This is a genomic window from Amycolatopsis sp. CA-128772 (assembly GCF_002904295.1).
GTDB lineage: Bacteria > Actinomycetota > Actinomycetes > Mycobacteriales > Pseudonocardiaceae > Amycolatopsis.
Genome location: NZ_PPHG01000023.1, coordinates 23,726 through 43,115 on the forward strand (window position 1 = coordinate 23,726; position 19,390 = coordinate 43,115).

The 19,390-nt window shown below is 70.2% G+C and carries 17 protein-coding genes; 12 read left to right on the forward strand and 5 right to left on the reverse strand.

Going from position 1 to position 19,390, the window contains the following annotated elements; translation table 11 throughout:
• On the reverse strand, positions 1 to 663 hold the full coding sequence (locus tag C2L59_RS09905; RefSeq protein WP_103349222.1) for a nitroreductase family protein: 663 nt from the start codon (positions 661 to 663) through the stop codon (positions 1 to 3).
• 221 nt (positions 664 to 884) lie between these two features.
• On the opposite strand from C2L59_RS09905, the gene C2L59_RS09910 reads away from it, so the two are divergent.
• Positions 885 to 1,301: a hypothetical protein gene (locus tag C2L59_RS09910; protein ID WP_103349223.1), complete on the forward strand. Its 417-nt coding sequence runs from the start codon at positions 885 to 887 to the stop codon at positions 1,299 to 1,301.
• 31 nt (positions 1,302 to 1,332) lie between these two features.
• On the forward strand, positions 1,333 to 3,435 hold the full coding sequence (locus C2L59_RS09915) for a (Fe-S)-binding protein (protein ID WP_103349224.1): 2,103 nt from the start codon (positions 1,333 to 1,335) through the stop codon (positions 3,433 to 3,435).
• 68 nt (positions 3,436 to 3,503) lie between these two features.
• Here the strand turns inward: C2L59_RS09915 and C2L59_RS09920 are convergent, their stop codons facing one another.
• Positions 3,504 to 3,983, reverse strand: coding sequence for a hypothetical protein (locus C2L59_RS09920; RefSeq protein WP_103349225.1), 480 nt, complete (start codon positions 3,981 to 3,983; stop codon positions 3,504 to 3,506).
• Here C2L59_RS09920 and C2L59_RS09925 point away from each other — a divergent pair.
• The 7 genes from C2L59_RS09925 to C2L59_RS09955 all read left to right on the forward strand — a co-directional run bounded on the left by C2L59_RS09925 (position 3,961) and on the right by C2L59_RS09955 (position 14,850).
• Positions 3,961 to 8,313 carry a hypothetical protein gene (locus C2L59_RS09925; RefSeq protein WP_146060298.1) on the forward strand — a complete coding sequence of 1,451 codons (4,353 nt, stop codon included), beginning with the start codon at positions 3,961 to 3,963 and terminating at the stop codon, positions 8,311 to 8,313. The genes C2L59_RS09920 and C2L59_RS09925 overlap by 23 nt on opposite strands.
• 74 nt (positions 8,314 to 8,387) lie before the next feature.
• Positions 8,388 to 9,077, forward strand: coding sequence for a Crp/Fnr family transcriptional regulator (locus C2L59_RS09930; protein WP_103349297.1), 690 nt, complete (start codon positions 8,388 to 8,390; stop codon positions 9,075 to 9,077).
• A gap of 69 nt (positions 9,078 to 9,146) precedes the next feature.
• Positions 9,147 to 9,833 (forward strand): Crp/Fnr family transcriptional regulator, encoded by a 687-nt coding sequence (locus tag C2L59_RS09935; RefSeq protein ID WP_103349227.1) that lies wholly within the window; start codon positions 9,147 to 9,149, stop codon positions 9,831 to 9,833.
• 85 nt (positions 9,834 to 9,918) lie between these two features.
• Positions 9,919 to 11,421 (forward strand): hypothetical protein, encoded by a 1,503-nt coding sequence (locus C2L59_RS09940; RefSeq protein WP_103349228.1) that lies wholly within the window; start codon positions 9,919 to 9,921, stop codon positions 11,419 to 11,421.
• Between the two features lie 30 nt (positions 11,422 to 11,451).
• A complete protein-coding gene (locus C2L59_RS09945) occupies positions 11,452 to 13,374 on the forward strand; it encodes a hypothetical protein (protein ID WP_146060300.1) in 1,923 nt (640 codons plus the stop codon).
• Complete coding sequence (locus C2L59_RS09950; RefSeq protein WP_146060301.1) at positions 13,355 to 13,600, forward strand: hypothetical protein; 246 nt, start codon at positions 13,355 to 13,357, stop codon at positions 13,598 to 13,600. The genes C2L59_RS09945 and C2L59_RS09950 overlap by 20 nt, the downstream gene beginning before the upstream one ends.
• Positions 13,597 to 14,850: a CHAT domain-containing protein gene (locus C2L59_RS09955; protein WP_103349231.1), complete on the forward strand. Its 1,254-nt coding sequence runs from the start codon at positions 13,597 to 13,599 to the stop codon at positions 14,848 to 14,850. Before C2L59_RS09950 ends, C2L59_RS09955 begins: the two co-directional genes overlap by 4 nt.
• 5 nt (positions 14,851 to 14,855) lie before the next feature.
• Here the strand turns inward: C2L59_RS09955 and C2L59_RS09960 are convergent, their stop codons facing one another.
• Together C2L59_RS09960 and C2L59_RS09965 are read right to left on the reverse strand one after the other, a co-directional pair.
• Positions 14,856 to 15,983 carry a hypothetical protein gene (locus C2L59_RS09960; RefSeq protein ID WP_103349232.1) on the reverse strand — a complete coding sequence of 376 codons (1,128 nt, stop codon included), beginning with the start codon at positions 15,981 to 15,983 and terminating at the stop codon, positions 14,856 to 14,858.
• Positions 15,980 to 16,669: a hypothetical protein gene (locus C2L59_RS09965; protein WP_146060302.1), complete on the reverse strand. Its 690-nt coding sequence runs from the start codon at positions 16,667 to 16,669 to the stop codon at positions 15,980 to 15,982. Before C2L59_RS09965 ends, C2L59_RS09960 begins: the two co-directional genes overlap by 4 nt.
• Before the next feature lie 220 nt (positions 16,670 to 16,889).
• Between C2L59_RS09965 and C2L59_RS09970 the strand changes: the two genes are divergently transcribed.
• Genes C2L59_RS09970 through C2L59_RS48740 form a run of 3 tightly spaced genes read left to right on the forward strand, consistent with a single transcriptional unit; the run spans position 16,890 to position 17,993 of the window.
• Positions 16,890 to 17,621, forward strand: a complete 732-nt coding sequence (locus tag C2L59_RS09970; protein ID WP_103349234.1) for an FHA domain-containing protein — start codon at positions 16,890 to 16,892, stop codon at positions 17,619 to 17,621.
• Complete coding sequence (locus tag C2L59_RS48735; RefSeq protein ID WP_233223380.1) at positions 17,622 to 17,813, forward strand: hypothetical protein; 192 nt, start codon at positions 17,622 to 17,624, stop codon at positions 17,811 to 17,813.
• Positions 17,814 to 17,816: 3 nt separating this feature from the next.
• Positions 17,817 to 17,993, forward strand: a complete 177-nt coding sequence (locus C2L59_RS48740) for a hypothetical protein (protein ID WP_233223381.1) — start codon at positions 17,817 to 17,819, stop codon at positions 17,991 to 17,993.
• On the opposite strand, the gene C2L59_RS09980 is transcribed toward C2L59_RS48740, so the two are convergent.
• Positions 17,990 to 19,297, reverse strand: coding sequence for an MFS transporter (locus C2L59_RS09980; protein ID WP_103349235.1), 1,308 nt, complete (start codon positions 19,295 to 19,297; stop codon positions 17,990 to 17,992). The two genes, C2L59_RS48740 and C2L59_RS09980, sit on opposite strands and share 4 nt — an antisense overlap.
• Positions 19,298 to 19,390: the final 93 nt, after the last annotated feature.

The following is a 19,390-nucleotide window of genomic DNA, read 5'->3' on the forward strand; positions in this document are numbered from 1 at the left end:
TCAGATCCGGACGAGGACCTCGTCGAGGGGCTTGCGCCGCAGGTCCGGCACGACGCAGTCGTCGGCCGGGTAGCCCACCGGGATCACCGCGAACGCCTTTTCGTTGCGGGGACGGCCGAGCAGCTCGCCGAGGAACCGCATCGGCGACGGCGTGTGCGTCAACGCCGCCAGGCCGGCCACCTGCAGCGCCGTGAGCAGCATGCCGACCGCGATCCCGACCGACTCGTCGACGTAGTAGTGCTTGCGGACACCGCCGTCGTCGTCGACGGCGAACCGTTGCTGGAACACGACGATCAGGTACGGCGCGTCCGTCAGGTGCGGCTTCACCGCGTCCGTGCCGAGCGGCCGGAGCGCGGCGAGCCATTCGTCGCCGAGCCGGCCGTCGTAGGACACCTGTTCCTCGGCTTCGGCGGCTTCGCGGATCCGGCGGCGCACCTCGGGGTCGGTGACGAGGACGAACGTCCACGGCTGCTGGTGCGCCCCGCTGGGCGCGGTGGAGGCCACCGCGATGGCGTCGAGCACCGCGCGCTCGGGAACCGGGTCGGGGGAGAACATCCGGACCGAGCGCCGCGCCTCCATCCGCCGCCGCAGCGTGGCGGCCCGGGCGAGGGCTTCGTCGTCGGGCAGCCGGGCGGGCCGGTAGGGGACCGGGTGGTAGGTCATGTCCGGATTGTGGCGGGGAACACGACGGGCGCAGCAGGGCCGAACGTACGATTCGCGGCGTGAAGCGTCCGGTCTACGGACAGTAAGGTGATCCTTGCTTCGGAAATTGCGCCGGACAGCGCAAGGGAACTGGGCTGTTCGGTCCTGTCGCCCGAAGTGATCTCCTCATTACCCTCCAGTAGCAGACAGTGGTGCCGATCACAGTCGCTCCAGGAGGCCAGATGGCGGCGCGCGTCCGGGGACCCGGCTCCGAAGAGCGGCGCGAACTGCGGCTCAGGCACCTCACCGGCTGCCTCACCTGCACGCTCAAGTGCGTGTACTGCGGGCTGCCGGTGCGGCTCGCCGGGCCGGGCGACCACCCGGGCTACGGCGTGGTCGAAGAACTGACCGGCGACCTCGTGCTGCTGCACCGGTTCTGCCGCAGCGCGCTCGGCCGCTGCCGGACGCGGGGGTGCGTGCTGCGGCGCGCCCACCTCGGCCGCGCGACCGAGCAGTTCGAAACCGGCCGGCGGCCCGGGCGTTACCAGCGCCTCGGCGTCCGGCGGTCGCCCGACCTCGATCTGTACCGGAAACGCTGGCGGGTCGCGAAAATGCGGTACGCGTGCCAGGCGTGCCGGTACTACACCGGCTCGCACTGAGCCGGTCCTTCCATCACGACGCGGAGGACTCGTGCTCGTTCGTCTCATCCTCGGCCTGCTCATGACCGTCGCCGGCCTCGCCGTCGCCGGCAAGCGGGTGCACTTCCTGTACCGGCTGATCAACGCCGGCCAGCCGGACACCAAGCGGTCCGACGAGCTGGGCGCCCGGGTCTTCGCGCAGGTGCGCGAGGTGTTCGGCCAGCGCAAGCTGCTCAAGTGGTCGGTGCCCGGCCTGGCCCACTTCTTCACGTTCTGGGGCTTCGTGATCCTCGCATCGGTGTACCTCGAGGCGTACGGCGCGCTCTTCGACGAGCGGTTCGCGATCCCGTGGATCGGCCACTGGGCGGTGCTCGGCTTCCTGCAGGACTTCATCGCCGTCGCGGTGGCCGTCTCGCTCGGCGTGTTCACCGTCATCCGGATCCGCAACGCCCCCGAGCGCAAGGACCGCGCGTCCCGGTTCTACGGCTCGCACACCGGCGGCGCGTGGCTCATCCTGCTGATGATCTTCAACGTCGTCTGGACGATGTTCTTCTTCCGTGGAGCGTCTTCGGCGTCCGGCAACTTCCCGTACGACAACGGCGCGTACGTCTCACTCGGCGTCGGCAAGCTGCTGGCGCCGCTCGGGCATTCGACGACCGAGGTGCTGGAGACCGTCGGCCTGCTGCTGCACATCGGCGTCATGCTGGTGTTCCTGTCGATCGTGCTCTACTCGAAGCACCTGCACATCTTCGTGGCGCCGATCAACGTCTCGGCGAAGCGGCTGCCGGACGCGCTCGGCCCGCTGCTGCCGATGGAGTCCGGCGGCAAGCCGATCGACTTCGAGGACCCGGGCGAGGACGACACCTTCGGCCGCGGCAAGATCGGCGACTTCACCTGGAAGGGCATGCTGGACTTCGCCACGTGCACCGAGTGCGGCCGCTGCCAGTCGCAGTGCCCGGCGTGGAACACCGGGAAGCCGTTGTCGCCCAAGCTCGTGATCATGAACCTGCGTGACAACCTGTTCGAGGAAGCGCCCTACATCCTCGCGGGCACCGAGCACGAGGGCGCGCGCCCGCTGGTCGGCCCGGAGGACGACGGCGGCGTCATCGACCCGGACGTCCTCTGGTCGTGCACGACCTGCGGTGCGTGCGTCGAGCAGTGCCCGGTGGACATCGAGCACGTCGACCACATCGTCGACATGCGGCGTTACCAGGTGATGATCGAATCCGCGTTCCCGACCGAGCTGGGCGGGCTGTTCAAGAACCTGGAGACCAAGGGCAACCCGTGGGGCCAGAACAACTCCGAGCGCCTCGCGTGGACCAAGGACCTCGGCTTCGACGTCCCGGTGTTCGACGGCGAGCTGGCCGAGGACGTCGAGTACGTCTACTGGGTCGGCTGCGCGGGCGCGTTCGACGACCAGGCCCGCAAGACCGTCCGCGCCACGGCAGAGCTGCTGCACATCGCCGGGGTGCGGTACGTGGTGCTGGGCAACGAGGAGTCGTGCACCGGTGACCCGGCCCGCCGCGCGGGCAACGAGTTCCTCTTCCAGATGATGGCCCAGCAGACGGCGGAGACGCTCAACGCGGTGTTCGAGGGCCGCGAGCCGCGCCTGCGCAAGATCGTCACGACCTGCCCGCACTGCCTCAACACGCTGAGCCGTGAATACCCCCAGCTCGACGGGCACTACGAGGTGGTCCACCACACGCAGCTGCTCAACCGCCTGGTCCGCGGCGGTCAGCTGACCCCGGTGAAGCCGGTCGAGGACGGCCCTCGCGTCACCTACCACGACCCCTGCTACCTGGGCCGCCACAACAAGGTCTACACCCCACCGCGCGACCTGGTCGGCGCCACCGGCGCAACGCTGGCCGAAATGCCCCGCCACGCCGACCGCGCCCTGTGCTGCGGCGCAGGCGGCGCACGCATGTGGATGGAGGAGCAGATCGGCAAGCGCATCAACCTGGAGCGCGTCGACGAGGCGATCGCCACGGACGCGGAGACGATCGTGACGGGCTGCCCGTTCTGCCGCGTGATGCTGACGGACGGGCTGGTCCAGCGCCAGAGCGAGCAGAAGGCGGAGAACGTCGACGTCCGCGACGTCGCCCAGCTGCTGCTGGAACGAGTGAAGACGGCGGACACCCCGGTGCCGAAGGTCTGACCGGGGCGGCTGGCAGCCGAAGGGCAGGAAAACGCCCCACAACCGGACGGATGTGCTCGGTCAACGCCTCACTCGAACGGACTATCGCGCCGGGACTCCTCGGGGTCCATCCGGGCCGCGAAGAGTGCGCACGAGGGTGCGTTGCCGGGCGCGGCCATGACTCGGCGATCGCAATGGTCGAACGGGCACTGGTGGGGGACGCGGACCTGTCCGCGCAGCCACGATGGCGTCCTGCTGGCCGAGTCGCCGTCACGGATGACCTGCGTGCCCGCGTTCCGCAGCAACTGGTCGATCTTCCTCGTCAGTGCGTTCCAGCCGTCGAGGGTGTCCAGTCCCGCGCGGGTGTCGGCCAGTAGGCGTTCGTACCGGTCGCGTTCCTGCACCACGGTGGCCTCGTCGTGAATCCGCGGCAAGCGGATGCAGATGTCGGCCCACAGCTTCCGGCGGTCTTCCGGCATTTCGTCTCCGATCACGGGAACGCGGTCGTCCGTTGGGTAAGGTGGCACACCACGCAGGGAGGTGTCGATGTCGTCGGTTCCCGAGATCATTCCCCGGGATTTTCCTTTTCCCGACGGCAGCCGGGGAAGGATCCACGACGCGATCCTGCGGATCACCACCTCGGCGCAGGGCTGGCACGGACCGGTGGAATCGGTCAGGATACGCCGGGTCTTCGATGGCGGGCGTAGCGGTGCCCTGGTGCTGGACGTCGTGTTGCGGGCGGGTTCCGAACGTCGCCAGCGGGTCGTCAAAATCGGGCCATCCGCGGAAATGGCGGCGGAGTTCGCGAATTTCCGCAGATATCTCGGCGACTACCCAGCCGCGGTGTGTGCACCCATTCAGGAAGCCACGGACGGTGCCCGCACGGAGGGAGCCGACCCGGGCGTCGAAACGGAAGCCGTGGTCTACGCGCACGTCGAGGAGTACGTCGGCCGTTGGGAGGTGCCTGCGGTCACCCTCGAGGACGTCGTCGCGGCGGCGTTCGTCGGCGGGGGAACGGAACAGCTCGCCCACGAGTTGATCACCGCGTTGTTCGCGGCGATGGCGACACCGTTCCACAACCGGCGCGAGGTGCGAGCCGAGCGGAGCCTGCGCGACCTCAATCCCGTGCTCGGACCGGACATCGTGATCGAACCCGGTGCGGTGACCGCGAAACTGTCCTATCCCGAGGACATCCTGCAGGCGTCACTCGGAGGCGCGGCGAGCTTCCCGCCAGGCACGCCGATCCGGCTGGCCGATCCGGCGCATTCGGCCGTGCGGGTCGTCCTGTCGCCGCCGTCGGACGGCCCGATCGCCGGGGTGGTCGTGAGTACGAGGTTCGCCGAACGACGGGCTCGCTTCGACGGGGCGTTCGAGACCGTCGAGCGCACCGCGGGCGTCGTCGTCGCGGACGGTGTCCGCACGGCTGATCCGGCCCATGGGCTGCCGTGCGTGCTGACCGATCCGGAGCTGGGCCGGGTCCGCGGCGTCGTGCACGGGGACCTCAACGCCCGGAACGTGATGTGCGTGGACGACCGTCCGGTGCTGATCGACTTCGCGGCCACCACCGATGGCCAACCGGTGTTCGCCGACGCGGCGTGCCTGGAGATCAGCCTGCTCCGGGATGTCTTCGCCGAACTGCCGTACGGCGAACTGGTCCGGATCCAGCGGCTCCTGGCGCTGGCCGGCCGGCTCCCGGTCCCCGGCGCCGCCGACCAGCTGGCGGACCTGCTCGATGGGCGGCCGGCGAAGGTCGCTTTCCGGATCCTGGCGACGATCCGGACGAGCGCGGCTCGTACGTACCCACCAGAGGTCGTCGCGTGGCGCGACTACCTGGCGCAGGTCCATCTCACGGCTTACCGGACCGCGAAGTGGGAGGGCGCGGTCCAGACCGCGGACAAGCTGCGGGCGGTGCACTCCGCCGCCGCGGTGGCGACGGAGTGGCTCGCCGACGACGACCCGTTCGTGCACTGGGCGGACCCGGACGAGGTGCTGAAGTGCATGACGGGTTTCGCCGATCCCGCGGACCCGGACACGGTGGACGTGCTCGCCGGGCTGGTGGCGGCCGTCGACCGGGCGCAGCAGCCGGTGGCCGACCTGGACCTGCGCAAACTCACCGACCGCTACGTGGCCCGCCACTTCTTGGCGGGAGCGCGCGAAATGGTGATCGAGTTGTCCCGGGAGCACGACGATTTCCTCGGCGTTGTCCCGGAAGAGACGCCGAAGCCGCTCGTTGTGGTCGGCGGTGCGGGCAGCGGGAAAACGCGCATCCTCCGCGAGCTCGCTTACCGAGCCGCGATGGACGTCGTCCGTCCCGAAGCCGGCGTGGTCGCGCTCAAGATGCCCCGGCTGGTCGACGCCCGCCGGCTTCTCGACGAGGGCGCGGCGGGGAGCCTTCCCCGGGAAGCGCTGGCCCTCGGTGCGGTCCGGCTGCTGGTCGACGGCGTCGACGAGGTCCCGGCCTCCGAACAGGCCCGGTTGTTCGAGCAGATCGGCGACCTGCACCGGCGATTCCCGCGCACTCCGGTGATCGTGGCCGCCCGGAATCCGGAGCCGGCCGTCCGGACGGGATTCGACGTGGTGCGGATCGAACCTTGGCCCCCTCGCCTCGCGAAGCAGTTCATGGTCGAACACACCCTTCCGGGGATGACCTGGAGTTATTCGCGCTTGCGGCGGGAATTCGACGCTGTCGAGGGAGTCACGCCGGGACTGTTGGTGATGTACCTCGACGTCCTCCGCGATCGTCGCGCGTTCGTCGCCCTTACGGACGTTTATCACGAGTACTTCGTCAGCCGCCTGGACGGGCTGGACCCGTCCCTGCTGACCCGCGTCGCGGAGGTGAGCGTCGACGTCGGCGGCCCGATTCCGGCGCCGGCCGGGACCGACGATCTGGTCGCGCGCGGCATGCTCCGGCGTGAAGACGGGAAAGTCCGGTTCGCGCAGGGTATCGAGCGTGACTTCTTCGCCGCGATGTCCCTCACCGAAGCGTCCGAAGACATCCTTCGGGAGCGCGCCCGAAGCTTCGCCTGGCGACCGATCACCCTGCTGGCAGCTCACTTGCCCGGAGTGCCCGACGATGTGCTGGTGACCGTCGTCCGGGCCGTCGCGGACGGCGATCCCGGATTCGCGGCACGGCTCCTGCGCCGGCGGCCGTCCCTGCCGTGCTGCCACGAATTCGTCCGCGCCCAGGCGGGCGTCCTGGGCGACCCCGCCCGGGGAAGGTTCGCGGCGCTGAGGGCCGTCCAAGCGCTCGGGACCGTCGATACCCCTGATGCGTTGCGGCAGCTCAGGCAACAACTCACGGCCCGGACGGTGTCACCGGAGCTGCTGCGCGCTGCGCTGGAGGCATTGACCGGCGCCTCGCCGCCGGAACCGGCAGACTTCGCGGTGCCGACCGACTGGGTGCGTGACCTGCTCGGTCAGCTCCTTGACGCGGACCAGCCCCAGTGGACGCGCCTCGAAGCTGTCCGCATCGTGAAGGAACGGCGGGTGCGCGGCCTGGATCTGATGCTGGCCGGCCTCGTCACCGGCGCCGACGCCGAGGTCGCCCAAGCGGCAGACGACGCGTTGTCGGTCCTGGACGTCGTCCTGCCCGGCTCGCTCCGTTCCCGACGCCCGGGGCTCGTCGCCGCGCGGCTGGCCGAAATCGAACGCATCCTTCCCACCCTGGCAGTGGACGCCGAGATCCAGGCCATGCGGGCGGATCGGCTCCGGCTGCTGCAACGGCTGGACGATCCCGCGTTCTGGTCGGCGCGCCTCTACTCCTACGGAATCCGGCACGACGTGGCCGACCAGGTCGACGGCCTGTTCGACGGACCGGTCGATCCCGGTGCGGTTCGTCGCCTCGGGTCGCTGGACGTCGGTGCGGCGAACGTCCTGGCCCGCCGCATCCTGGCGGAACATCCCCGGCTGCGTGACGAGCTGGTGTTCGCGGCCGACCGTGGCTCGCCGACGTCGGTGCTGCTGATCGCGGCAGCGGCCGTGCGCTCTCCCGCGACGGTCGAGCACGCCGCGAGTCTCGTGGCCGAACTGGCCGAGGAAGAGACGGGGGAGCGGATCGAAGGTCTCGCGGCGCTGGCGCACGCGGTCGTCAAGGCCGATCCGGCCATCGGGTTCCGGGCCAGCCGCGATGCCGCCCGCAGGCTGCGGGACCGCGCGGTTCCCGCCCGGTTGCACTGGCCGTGGACCACGATGCTCGCCCACACCCGGCCCGGTCCGGAGGAGCTGGACGTCCTGCTGGCCGCCGGCGATTCCCGCGCGATCGCCGACGTGGCGGCCGCGTGCACGACGTTCGACGGTGCTCCCGCCGACGCCGTGGAACTCGGCGAGGCCGCCCGCCGGTTCCTGGTGACCGACCGGAGCGGCGAACCGGTCGTTCGCGCACTGGCTCTCTGTGCAGCGGGGCTGGCCGAGGGGCTGCCGGAGATCGCCGGGTTGCTGGCCGACCGGAGCCTCGGTGCGACCGCGTCGACGGTCTCCTCCGGCCGGTACGGCTTGGTCGAGCTCGCCCCGCTGGCCGAAATCCTGCCGGCCTACGGCCTTTTGGCCCGCCGATCCGGAGGAGCCGACGCGGCGATCCGGGCTCTGGCCGACGTGGACCCCGCTGGACTCCACTCCAGCGTCGCGCACGGGAAGGCGATCGCCCTCGGATACCTCGGCGACTGGGTCCCGGTGGTCGAGGCCGCGCCAGGCGATGCCGGGTGGATGGACAGCGCCACCCGGCACATTCTGCGCCACTGGGTGCCTGGTCCCGCGACGCCCGCCGGTCTCAGCGAGCCCGATGCCATCGCATCGTGGCTCAAGCAGCGGCTGGCGGACACGGCGCTCCGGGCCGGACCGCGGTCTCTCACCGAGCAGCTGTTGTTCGAGGTCGAACGCCGGCGGGGCGCCTTGCTTCCGTAGTAGCGCTACGCCGAACGGGTCAGCGCCCTGGTGGCCGCGTCGTTCCTGCTGCTGGGGTGGTCGAAGGGGAGGTGATGGCGGTGGGCGAGACCCCGGCCGGTCCTGGCCTGTTCACCGCGCTGCCACCGGCCACTGTGCAGGCCCTGCTGGGCGTGGGCGTCGAGCGCCGGTTCCGGCCCGGCGAAGTCCTGCTGCTGGAAGGCGAGCCGACCACGCACGTGATCCTGCTCCTCTCCGGTTGTGTGAAGGTGACCGCCGGCACGACCGACGGCGGCCGGGCGCTGCTGGCGGTCCGGTTGCCCGGCGAGCTCATCGGCGAGCTCGCCGGCTTGGACGGACGGCCGCGCTCGGCGACCGTCACGGCGGTCGGCCTGGTGAACACGCGGGTCATGACCCAGGCGGTGTTCCAGGCGTTCCTGAGAGACCATCCGGACGCGGGTGTCGCCGTGAGCCGATCGGTCGCCGCGAAACTGCGCTGGGCGACCGCCCGGCGGGTCGACTTCAGCGGATACGACGTCCCGGTCCGGGTCGCTCGCGTTCTCGCCACCCTCGTCCGGTCCCACGGAACGCGCACGCAGCGCGGTTGGGAAATCGGCTTCCCGCTCTCGCAGCCGGAGCTCGCCGCCCTGATCGGCGCGGCGGAGCCCACCGTGCACAAGTCCCTCAGCGAGCTGCGCCGGAAGTCGGTGCTCGAGACGGGCTACCGGAGGATGACGATCCTCGACCTGCCCCGGCTGCACCTCCTGGCCGGTCTGCCGGACTGAGCCGGTCAATCCCGTTCTTGCACGGGGTTCGCCGCACCGAGGTACGGCACAGTCCGTCCGGTGAACGCCATGTCCTGGCCACCCGCGTCCCTGCTCGGCCGGCTTCGCGGGCCGGACGCCGACGGCCTGCTCCGTCTGGGTAGGCCGGTCAGGCTCCCGGCGCAGCAGCGCGTCATCCGTCAGGGCGATGCTGCTCAGCACTCGCTGCTGATCCTCCAGGGAGCCGTCAAGGTCGTCGTGGACACCGAGCGCGGCCGCGACGTCGTCATCGCCGTGCGGGGCCGCGGCGATTTGCTGGGCGAGATGGCGACCTTGGAGCACCGGCCGCGATCGGCGCACGTCGTCACGTGCTCTCCCGTGCAGGCCCGGGTCATCCACAGCGCCGACCTCGCGGCCTTCCTCTCCCGCAACGCGGTGGTGTGTCTTGCCGTCGCCCAGATGCTCAGCGAGCGCCTGCGGTTCGCGGACCGCAGGGGAATCGACTTCGTCGTGTGCCCGGCCCCGGTCCGCGTCGTCCGGGTGCTGCTCGACGTCGTCCAGCAGCACGGCTCGTGCACGGCCGCGGGGTGGGAGGTGGGAATTCCGCTGTCACAGGCAGAGATCGCTTCCATGGCCGGTACCGGGCTCAGCACGGTGGAGAAGACCTTCCGGCGGCTCGAGTCGGCGGGCGCGCTCGGCCGCCGCTACCGGCGGGTACTGATCATCGATCTGCCCGGCCTCCGCCGATTCGGGGAACTTCCTGGCGGAATCCCGTAATAGTACGGCGTTGCCTGTCGCGATCTGTCACAGAGTGATCCACGTCAGTCTCGTGCACCACCGTGAACCGTCCGAAAGGGCGCGCATGCCGAATCTCCGCGACGTTCTCCGCCGTAAGTTCCGCTCCGTTTTCAGCGTGCTGGCCGCGGGCGCCACCAGACCGCCCGTCGGTGACCAGTTGTTCGCCCGGGCGCATCCGGAGCGCGTCACGGTGACCGAATGCCACCACTACGAACAGGAGATTTCGCGCAACCCGGCGATCGGCAGCGTCGGCGCGCCGACCGGGCGGATCGAGATCGTCGTGCCGTTCGACGGGGCCGACCACTTCACGCGCCGGGCTTGTGCCGACGTCGCACCCGTGCTCGAGGCCGGGGGGAAGGATCCCCGGAACGCGGTGATCGGCCACCTGGCCTTCGCCGGGCACCAGCACACCGACCTGGGTGCGGTGCTGGGTTTGGACGACAGCTACGGAGCCTTGCCCATCGAGGTTCCGGTCACCGGGCCCGACGCGCCGGGCGGGCGGCACGAGCTGCGCCGGGACCGCCAGGCCGGAGTGATCCGGCACGAGTACCGGCCGCGGCCGAACCAGCTCGAGGTGGTCCCGGTGAACGTCCGGATCGACCTGCTCGACCCGGACACCTACGGGGGAACGGTCACGACGCAGGACTCACCCGACTTCGCTCGTCCTTCGGAGCAACCGAACTTTCGGCCTTACCTGTGGCTCCGGGTGCGGGTCACGCTGATCATCCCCTGGCCGCACGATCGACCCGAGCCGGCCCCGGTCGTCAACCGCATCTCGCTGGACTGGCCCACGATCACCTCCCTGCACGTCCTGACGGTCGAGCAGCGCGGCACGAACGTGACCGAACGGCCCATCACCTACAACCCGGTGGACCGGACCATCGAGTGGCGCGATGTTCCCATGCAGGTGGACGAGCACCACCAGCGGCGCGACGAACTTCGCTTCGTGAGCGACACCATGGTGGTATCGATCCGTCAGCCCGGCGAGCTGTACCGGCAACCGAGCCTCGACGGCACGGTTGAACTCGAGATCCCGGACGTCCTGCTCTCAGGCATGCGGACCCGGCTCTTCGACAGCCTCGGCCGCGTGGCCGAGGAAGGACACCGCGAGTGCACCCGGCTGACTTCGCGCGTGCACCTGATCTTGGGGGAGGCTTTCGCGAGGCGGAAACTCAAACCGCATCAGCACCTCCATTTCGACGAAGTCATCCCGGAGCAGGCCCGCATCGCCGACATCGAGAACGCGTTGTCCGACCGAGGATTCGATGTTGCTTTCACGGAGAAGCCGGAGCAAGGCGGGACGCGCCGGTGGCAGGGGCGAGCCAAACGGGCGGAGGGGCCGGAGACGATGATCTTGTTCATTTTCGTGGAGGGCAGTCATCACGAAACCGAGCGCACGGTCCACAAGCCGGGCGGCCACTCCTACACGAGCAAGCTGCCCAGCGGAGAGCTGAAGGTCTTCATGTACGGCGAACTGCCGCGGGCCAGCCGGGCGGTCACCCGTGAGATGAACGCGCTGCACGCGGCGGTCCGCGACCGGTTCGACCGGATCCGCGCCCTGCGGTGAAACCCGGAACTCGACGAGGAGCGCCGACGAATGTCCTATGAACTCCGCGAACGAGCTCCCCGCGTTCGCTGTCACAGCTGCGGCTCGGCGAAGATCTCCGCTGTCTGCCACCACTGCGGCCGGCCCCTGTGCGCGGACCACGTCCGCAAACCGGTGGTCACGAGCGAATTCGAGGGACTCGGCCTGCGCAAGACCCAGCCCCACCACTGCGCCACGCACGACCACGTCGTCGGTGCGTCGCTCCGGCAGATGTACTACGTCGTGGGCGGTATCGCAGCCGCTGCCCTCGTCGTGCTGTTCCTGCTCCCGCCGGCCGGGGTGATCCTGCTGCTCGGCTGCGCCGGTGCTGCTGTGCTGATCCGGTACGCGGATCGCCGGCGCGCTCGCGCGGCGTTGCTCGACCGGCCGTCGCTGCCGGTGGTCCCCAGCATCGACGCGGTGGAGGTGCGGGAAGTCCTGCACGGTGAACTCGTGCTCGAAGCGGATGGCACCTACCGGACGTCGGTGACGCCGGTCGACGGGCACATCAAGGTCGAGACGACCTTCGGCCGTCCGGATCAGGACCGACTGCGCGAGTACCGCAAGAAGTTCGGGTTGAGCAGCACCGAGAACATTCCGTTCTCGGCGGGCTACCTGGTGCTGCGCGGCCCGGCCGGACTCGAGTTCACCGACCGGGTCGGTGGCGGCTTGGTCGTTCCGCTGGCCGGCCTGGCCGGGATGCAGCCCTTCCTGGCTTCCCCGGACGTCCCCGTGAGCGCGAAGTGGCAGGTGCGCCTGGGGCACCGCGTCACCGGGGTGCCCGGACGGAGCGAAATCCCGCTGTGGCTCACCCCGGCCCTGATGCCGGAATCCGATCAGCGCACCCTCCAGCTGGACCTGCAATGGCTCGGCAACTGGCCGTCGGCGGACTCGAGTCTCGACGCCGACCGCGTCGAGCGTTTGACGCTTTACGTGCCGGCGGCGTGGGGCAACGTCGAATTCGTCGAGGATGCCGCGGTCGAAAGCCGCGCCAACCCGGATACCGGCCGCCGGCGCATCGAATGGAAGCAGATAACCCTCGACCAGGCGAAGCGTCGGCTGGAGCTCGCTGTCCACTTCGAGGAGCAGATCAAGCTCACCGACGTGATCACGGGATCACTGGTCGTTTCGTTCCGCGGGGCGTTGTCCGGGCTGGAGGGAGTGGACCTGTTCGAGCCGCTCGGCGGACGGCGGCGGGGCTTCCGGTACTCCGATGTCAAGACCGAAGTCACCGCGGACATCGAGCTGAGCTTGAACGGTGTCCGCTACCAGGACATTCGGGTGGTCCCGGATCCGCGTAAGGATCATCCCGCCCGGATCCCGGAGATCCATGAATTCCCGGGCGTGATCCCCGACCACGAGACGCTCATCGCGCTCACCGACGCGATGAGCGGGGACGATTACTACGTCAAGCGCGTCATCGAAAACCCGCCGCGCGACCGCGGTCGCGCGGATCTCGTCAACCGGGCCTGGGACGTCGCCGGCCGCCGCTACTTCGGGGTCTACCCGGTCGATTTCCACGTCGTGCTGACCGGCGAGGAGGTCTACGGCAGCGACATCCGCGCCGAGGCCGGCAACACCAAGGTGCGGCTGTACGTGAAAGGCGCTTTCGCCAGCAAGGACATGGAGGACGAGATCGAGTCGGTCTGGTACGGGCTGCAGGGCATTATCTCGGACACTCTGCAGCAGCAGCGCAAGGTGGTCCGATCGCACGACCACCACGGCGTTGGAGCGCGGAATCCCGCGTCGGACCTGCGGATCCAGGAGCTGAAGCGGCGGCGCGAGAAGTTCGAGGACGCGTTGCTGGACCGTCGGATCTCCGAGGACGCCTGCCGAGCCTTCATCGCCCGCATCGACCGTGAGACCGCCGAGCTGGACGAAAGCTACGGCGGCCCGCAGAACTGGGAAGGGCGAAATGACCTGGAAATGCAGTGACTGCGACGCCGAGGAAGACAACGAGCGCAAGGTGCTGGTCGATGCCGTTTGCCACCACTGTGGCAAGCCTCTTTGCCGGTCGCACCAGCAGGCCGTGATCGACGATGCCTTCGCGGCGATCGATTCCGCCCGCCTGATCCCGGTGGACCGGATCGCCGTCCACTGCGAAAGCTGCCGTCGGGCCCACCACCCCCGGGCCACGGTCATGGACGGGAGGCCGCGATGATCCACGCGGAGGTCACCGCCGCTGGGTTGCACGTCGGCGAAGAGGCGAACATCGTCGTTCATCTGCGCAACGACGGTTCGCGCGCCTGTACGAACATTCATTTCGCCCTCCGGTTGCCGGCCCAGATCCCGGCGTTGCGCGGCAACAAGGAGTTCGCGGTCGTCCGGCTCGAGGCAGGCACCGAGTGGACGGCGACGGTGAAGGTCCGGCCGTTGCGGGCGGGCTCCTGGACGGCGACCAGTACGAACTTCTCGTTCCGCGACGAGGTGGGGAACGGACACCGCGTCACCGACTTCCGAGCCGCGCTTGAGGTGTCGGAGCCCGTCGAGCAGCCACCGGCTCCGCCGCCGAAGTTCGAGATCGAACTGTCCACCGTGCGGATCGCCTGCGGCGAGTGGGACGCGATCAAGGGCGAGATCGTCAACACGGGGGCCACCGCCATCACCTCGGGACGGCTCGCCCTGTGGGGGCCGTTCTCGGTCGACCCGAAGGGGGTCGCCGTCTCACTCGGCAACCTGCCGCCAGGGGAGCGCGAGCCGTTCGAGTTCCACGTCCTGGCCCGGGACCCGGGGCAGGTCGTGCCGGTGCACCTCTCGGCCGAGTGCGCGGGCGGAGCCGGCGGCCGGATCGAGCGCCGGGTCCGGCGAACGGTCGCGGTGGGACACCTCGGCCAGCATCGAGCCGGCAGGGTGCAGATTCTCTACCTCGCAGCCAACCCGACGGACACCGAACGGATCAGGTGGGATGCCGAAGTGCGGGATGTGCGGGACACGCTCCGGATGGGCGTCCACCGGGACTTATTCGACCTGCAAGAACGCGGTGCCCTGCGCGTGCGGGACCTGACCCAGGCGCTGCTCGACTTTTCGCCGCGGATCGTCCACCTCTCCGGACACGGCACCGACGACGGGCGGTTCCTCGCCGAGTCCGCCGGTGGCGCGGGCCGGGTGCTCTCCGTGCCGGGTCTCGCTGCGTTGTTCAAAGAGGTGTCGGACAGTGTGGAGTGCGTGATCGTCAACGCGTGTCACAGCGCGCGGTTGGCCGAAGCGCTCTCCGAGCACATCAGCTACGTCATCGGCATGCGCAGCTGGCTCGGTGACCGATCGGCCACGGACTTCAGCGTGGCGTTCTACCAGGCATTGGCCGCGGGCCTGGCGATCGAGCCGGCGTTCGGGCGGGCCCGGGCGGCGATGGCCCTGGGCGATGAGCGGATCCACGGGCAGCACGTCCCGGTGCTGTACCGCGGCCCGTGAGCGGGTCACGACCGCGGTGTGTGGACCCACGCGCGTTCGGCGAAGTCCTTGTCGGGCAGGACTGCGTCGACCGGCTCGAACGCGGCCGGATCGAGCCGGCCGCCGGCGGCGGCGATGACGTCCCCGAAGAGCACGTCCGACACGATCAGCGCAAAGTCGGCGGACCGGTCGCGTTCGAGCCGGTTCCGCAGCGGCGCACAGTCGAGGAGCCGGTGCACAGCCACGGTCACCGCGCCGACCCAGCCGTTCACGCCGGGGGCGACGTGGCCCCGGTGCAGCGCGACCCGCAGCCGCAGCCGTGCCCGGTCGCTCAGATCCGCGTTCACCGTGGCCAGGGCGGTGCGGACCCCTTCCACGAGCCGGGGAATCACGACCGTCTCGTCCAGGCCGGTCGGGAGGATCGCGAACTGGCCGTCACCGGAGGGCTGCAGGTCGACCTCCGGCTCGGGGATTCCGGCGGCCCGCCTTGCTTCAGCCAGGACCGCGACCAGCCGTTCCTGCGTCCGCGCTGCTTCGCTCGTGGTGAAGCGTCGGTAGGACGAGGTGTCCGCGGCCATGCACAGGCGCACGGCCGGCTTCCGGTTGCTGACCGGCCGGGGCAGCGGCAGGGGGCGCCGCGTCCGCTCGTGCGGCAACGCGACGGAGAACGGGATCGGGCCGATACCGGCGTGCAGCCGGCGGCGGTGCCAGGCGGGACGCAGGATCGTGGTGTCGAATCGGTTGACACCGGAGAGCTCGGCTTGGTCTTGCGGTACCCAGAGGGTGGCCTGGACCTCGCCGGTCCGGGGCGCCGCGGTCACCCCGAGCGGATCGCCGGCGAGCCAGCCGCAGCCGTGCGGCAGCTCGGAAACGATCAGCTCGGTGGTGGGCTCGGCTGTCACGCCGGACAACTCCTTGATGCGCACCCGCGGGTCCGAGAAGCCGGTGATCAGGTAGGCGGCGGCGATCCGGGCACGACGTCCGGCGGGCTCCACGCTGTACCGCTGACGGAATTCCACGAGACTCAGCCCTTCCGGCGCTTCGTCGGCCGGCTCGGCCGGGGTCACCGCCGGCAGGTCGAGCCGGACCTCGCCGAGGGGACGTTTCCGCAAGGGGGTGCGCAGCTGCGCGATGCGCCATTCGGGGGTGGTCATCGCAGCGGCGGCAGGTCTGGCGAGAGCCGCGCCGGGCCGAGGAGAAACGCACTCTGCGGGGCGATGAGGGCGCGATCCAGCCGGCCGTGGGCGATGTCGTCGGGTCCGGCCAGCAGTACGCCCGGACATGCGTTGTCCTCGGCCGCGTCGACCAGCTCCCGGTTCAGGCGTCGTGCCGCGGAATTGGTCATCGCCAGCTCGCGAACATCGAATCCACGCAGTTGCCGGTAATTCTTTCCCGGCACGTGATGTGGGCCCTCGCGTACCGTTCGCACGGCGGTGAACCGCAATTCTGAAACGACCCGGTCCAGGCCGTGGACCCCGACCTCAGCGAGCTCTTCGCGCAGTTCGCGGCGCAGGCATTCGTCGGCAGTCTCGCGGTACGACCCGGATGCGAACCAGGTGCGGAACCGGCGCAGCGCGCCGCCTGGGAGGATGCCGCGGAGGTCCGCCTTGAGCTTGCGGTGGGGAGAGCCGGTGCGCTCGGGCTGAAACCCCAGGCTGTCCAGTATTCGCCCGGCCGGGGGAAAGTACTTGACGACGCCGCCGGGTGGTCCGAAGGCGCCCGGACGCTTGGGTGCGTCGAACAACACGAAACGGTCGTCTTCGGCGAGTCGCAAGAGAACGCTGAAGGAGATCCGCACGCGATCCGGGCGTCCCGGTGAGAATGCCGGCGAGGGTTTCACGTCGCCTGCCTCCCGTCGTCCGGAATCGTGACCTCGTGATCTTATCAGCTCTTGACGAAACTTCGGCTGATCAGCGGTTCGGCGGTTGTCGGGCGGGGATGGGAATGGTCATTACGGCGCCCGACCGCCGCTGGACCGGGTTCACCCGTTCGTCCTATATTCCCGCCCGCGTCGCGCGGCTCTTCCTTCGCGAAGACGTCGTGTGGCGGGAGGAGGGCCGATGGCCGGGCGGGTTGAGGCGGAGATCGAGACGGTCGACGGGGCCGTTGCGCGGCTGGCCGTGCGGCGGGGTTCGTGGCTTGTCGGGCGGGGGCCCGATGCGGACCTGCGGCTGTACTCGGACCAGGTGTCGCTGCGGCACGCCTGGGTCCGCCGGGACGGGCGGGGCACCTGGGTGTCCGATGCCGGGTCGCGCAACGGGACGCGGCTCAACGGGCGGCGGCTGGGCGCCGGGCAGGACCACCCGCTGCGGCACGGGGACCGGCTGGACTTCGGGCCGGTCACCGCCGTCTACTCCGACGGTGTGGCCGGCGCCGGGCCCACCAGGACCTGGCAGCGGGGCGTCTCCTTCGGCGATGTGTCGGCCGGGACGATCAACAACGCCGGGCGCGACGTCAACCACAGCTACGACAACCGCCGGCACTACGAATTCAGCACCCCGGAAGGGCAGCTGATTTCGGAGCTGGCCACCGGGCGGGGCGCCGGCCGCGCGGTCATGGTGCTGGGCTTGCTGATGGTCCTGGCCGGGTTCGCGATCTGGGCGTCGGTGATCTTCCGGTTCGCCAAGGCGGTCGCCCACGCCGGTTTCGAGACGCCGCCGTCGCTGCTGGGCCCGGACGTCTTCGACGGCGTGCCGCTGGGTGCGGTGGGCTTCGCCCTGTTCGGGCTGGGCGGGGTGGTCGCGACGATCGGGCTGGTGCTGTCCAAGGCCGCCCGGCACCGGAGGCGCTAGGTGGACGGCATCCACTTCCACGGCGACGTGCGGGCCGGGACGGTCAACAACGCCGTGCACGGCGACATCAACACCGTCCACGGTGGACACCAGGAGATCCGCCGCGGCCCGGACGCGCGGCAGGTCGCGGCGCTGGTGCGGGCGGTCCGCGGCGAACTCGACGCGGCCCGGCTGCCCTCGGCCACCAAGTAAGCCGTGCACGACGCCCTTGACGAGGTCGACCGGGACGTCGTGCACGGCGGGCCGGGAGCCGGCGCGAAGGTCCGGCGGGCCCGGGACCTGCTCCGAGACGCCGGCGGGCTCGCGAGCGCCGGCGCCGGGCTGTGGACCGCGGTGCGGGCGCTCGCCGCCGTGTTCGGCGTGCCGTTCTAGCCGTCCACAGTGGACGCGACCCGGGGTGGCGCGGATGCGGTGCCGCCGAGTTCCGCGGTCGGCACGCGGAAGGTCTCGCGGGCCGTCGCCGCGGCGATCGCCGCCACCGCGCACACCGCCGCGGTGAAGATCGCGACGCCGAGCCAGTCGTGCTTGCCGGACCCGATGGCCGCCACGACGCTGGGGGCGAACCCCGCCACGGCGAAGCCGATCTGGGTGCCGATGGCCATGCCGGACAGGCGGACCCGGGCGCTGAACATCTCGCCGTAGAGCGCCGGCCAGACGCCGTTGACCCCGGAGTACGCCACCCCGAACAGCGCGATGCCGAGCACGAACAGCAGCGCGTACGAGCCGATCGAGATCGACCACAGGTACGGGAAGATGAGCACCCCGCAGGCCAGGCACCCGGCGATGAACACCGGTTTGCGGCCGACGCGGTCGGCGAGCCGGGCCAGCAGCGGGATTGCCGCCAGCGCGACGACGTTGGCCAGCACGCCGACCCACAGCATCGGCGTGCGGGCGAGGCCGATCGTGTTGACCGCGTAGCTCAGGGCGTAGACGGTGAAGATCGTGCTGACGGAGGCGATCGTCGCCGCGACGACCACCCGCAGGACGTCCGCCCAGTGGTGGCGGAACAGGATCGCGACCGGCAGCTTCGCCACCTCGGTGCGTTCGAACACCGGCGTTTCCTCGAGCTTGCGGCGGATCACGAACCCGACGACCACCACGAGCGCGCTGCCCCAGAACGGCACCCGCCAGCCCCAGGTCAGCAGCTGCGCCTGGGGGAGCGCGGCGACCGGCAGGAAGATCGCGGTGGCCAGGATCTGCCCGGCCTGGGTGCCGCTCAGGGTGAAGCTGGTGAAGTAGGCGCGCCGGTGTTCCGGGGCGTGTTCCAGCGACATCGAGTTGGCGCCCGCCTGCTCGCCGGCCGCGGAAAGCCCCTGCAGCAGCCGGAGCACGACCAGCAGCACGGGGGCCAGGACGCCGGCGCTCGCGTACGTCGGCAGGCAGCCGACGCAGAAGGTCGCGAACCCCATGAGCAGCAGGGTGAAGACGAGCACCCGCTTGCGCCCGAACCGGTCTCCGACGTGGCCGAGCACGAAGGCGCCGACCGGCCGGGCGAGGTACCCGACCCCGAAGGTGGCCAGGGCGAGCAGGGTACCGGTGGCGGGGGAGGAGGCGGGGAAGAACACCTTGGAGAACACGAGGGCGGCGGCGGTCCCGTAGATGAAGAAGTCGTAGTACTCGAGCGCGCTGCCGATCCAGGCGGCCAGCGCCGCCTTGCGGGGCATCGATCCGGTCACGGGGAGGTGCTCCTGACGTCCGTGCTTCGTTGCTCAGACTGTGCTGCTGAGGCTGCGGCGGGGAAGCAATGTACGGTCTAGTTAGTTAATAGA

What these genes read in the sequence shown, in the direction of transcription:
- C2L59_RS09960 (WP_103349232.1), bottom strand. Translation starts at nt 15,983, where the DNA reads ATGACCACCCCCGAATGGCGCATCGCGCAGCTGCGCACCCCCTTGCGG.
- C2L59_RS09950 (WP_146060301.1), top strand. Translation starts at nt 13,355, where the DNA reads ATGACCTGGAAATGCAGTGACTGCGACGCCGAGGAAGACAACGAGCGC.
- C2L59_RS09955 (WP_103349231.1), top strand. Translation starts at nt 13,597, where the DNA reads ATGATCCACGCGGAGGTCACCGCCGCTGGGTTGCACGTCGGCGAAGAG.
- C2L59_RS09940 (WP_103349228.1), top strand. Translation starts at nt 9,919, where the DNA reads ATGCCGAATCTCCGCGACGTTCTCCGCCGTAAGTTCCGCTCCGTTTTC.
- C2L59_RS09970 (WP_103349234.1), top strand. Translation starts at nt 16,890, where the DNA reads ATGGCCGGGCGGGTTGAGGCGGAGATCGAGACGGTCGACGGGGCCGTT.
- C2L59_RS09905 (WP_103349222.1), bottom strand. Translation starts at nt 663, where the DNA reads ATGACCTACCACCCGGTCCCCTACCGGCCCGCCCGGCTGCCCGACGAC.
- C2L59_RS09925 (WP_146060298.1), top strand. Translation starts at nt 3,961, where the DNA reads ATGTCGTCGGTTCCCGAGATCATTCCCCGGGATTTTCCTTTTCCCGAC.
- C2L59_RS09930 (WP_103349297.1), top strand. Translation starts at nt 8,388, where the DNA reads ATGGCGGTGGGCGAGACCCCGGCCGGTCCTGGCCTGTTCACCGCGCTG.
- C2L59_RS09945 (WP_146060300.1), top strand. Translation starts at nt 11,452, where the DNA reads ATGTCCTATGAACTCCGCGAACGAGCTCCCCGCGTTCGCTGTCACAGC.
- C2L59_RS09920 (WP_103349225.1), bottom strand. Translation starts at nt 3,983, where the DNA reads ATGATCTCGGGAACCGACGACATCGACACCTCCCTGCGTGGTGTGCCA.
- C2L59_RS09910 (WP_103349223.1), top strand. Translation starts at nt 885, where the DNA reads ATGGCGGCGCGCGTCCGGGGACCCGGCTCCGAAGAGCGGCGCGAACTG.
- C2L59_RS09935 (WP_103349227.1), top strand. Translation starts at nt 9,147, where the DNA reads ATGTCCTGGCCACCCGCGTCCCTGCTCGGCCGGCTTCGCGGGCCGGAC.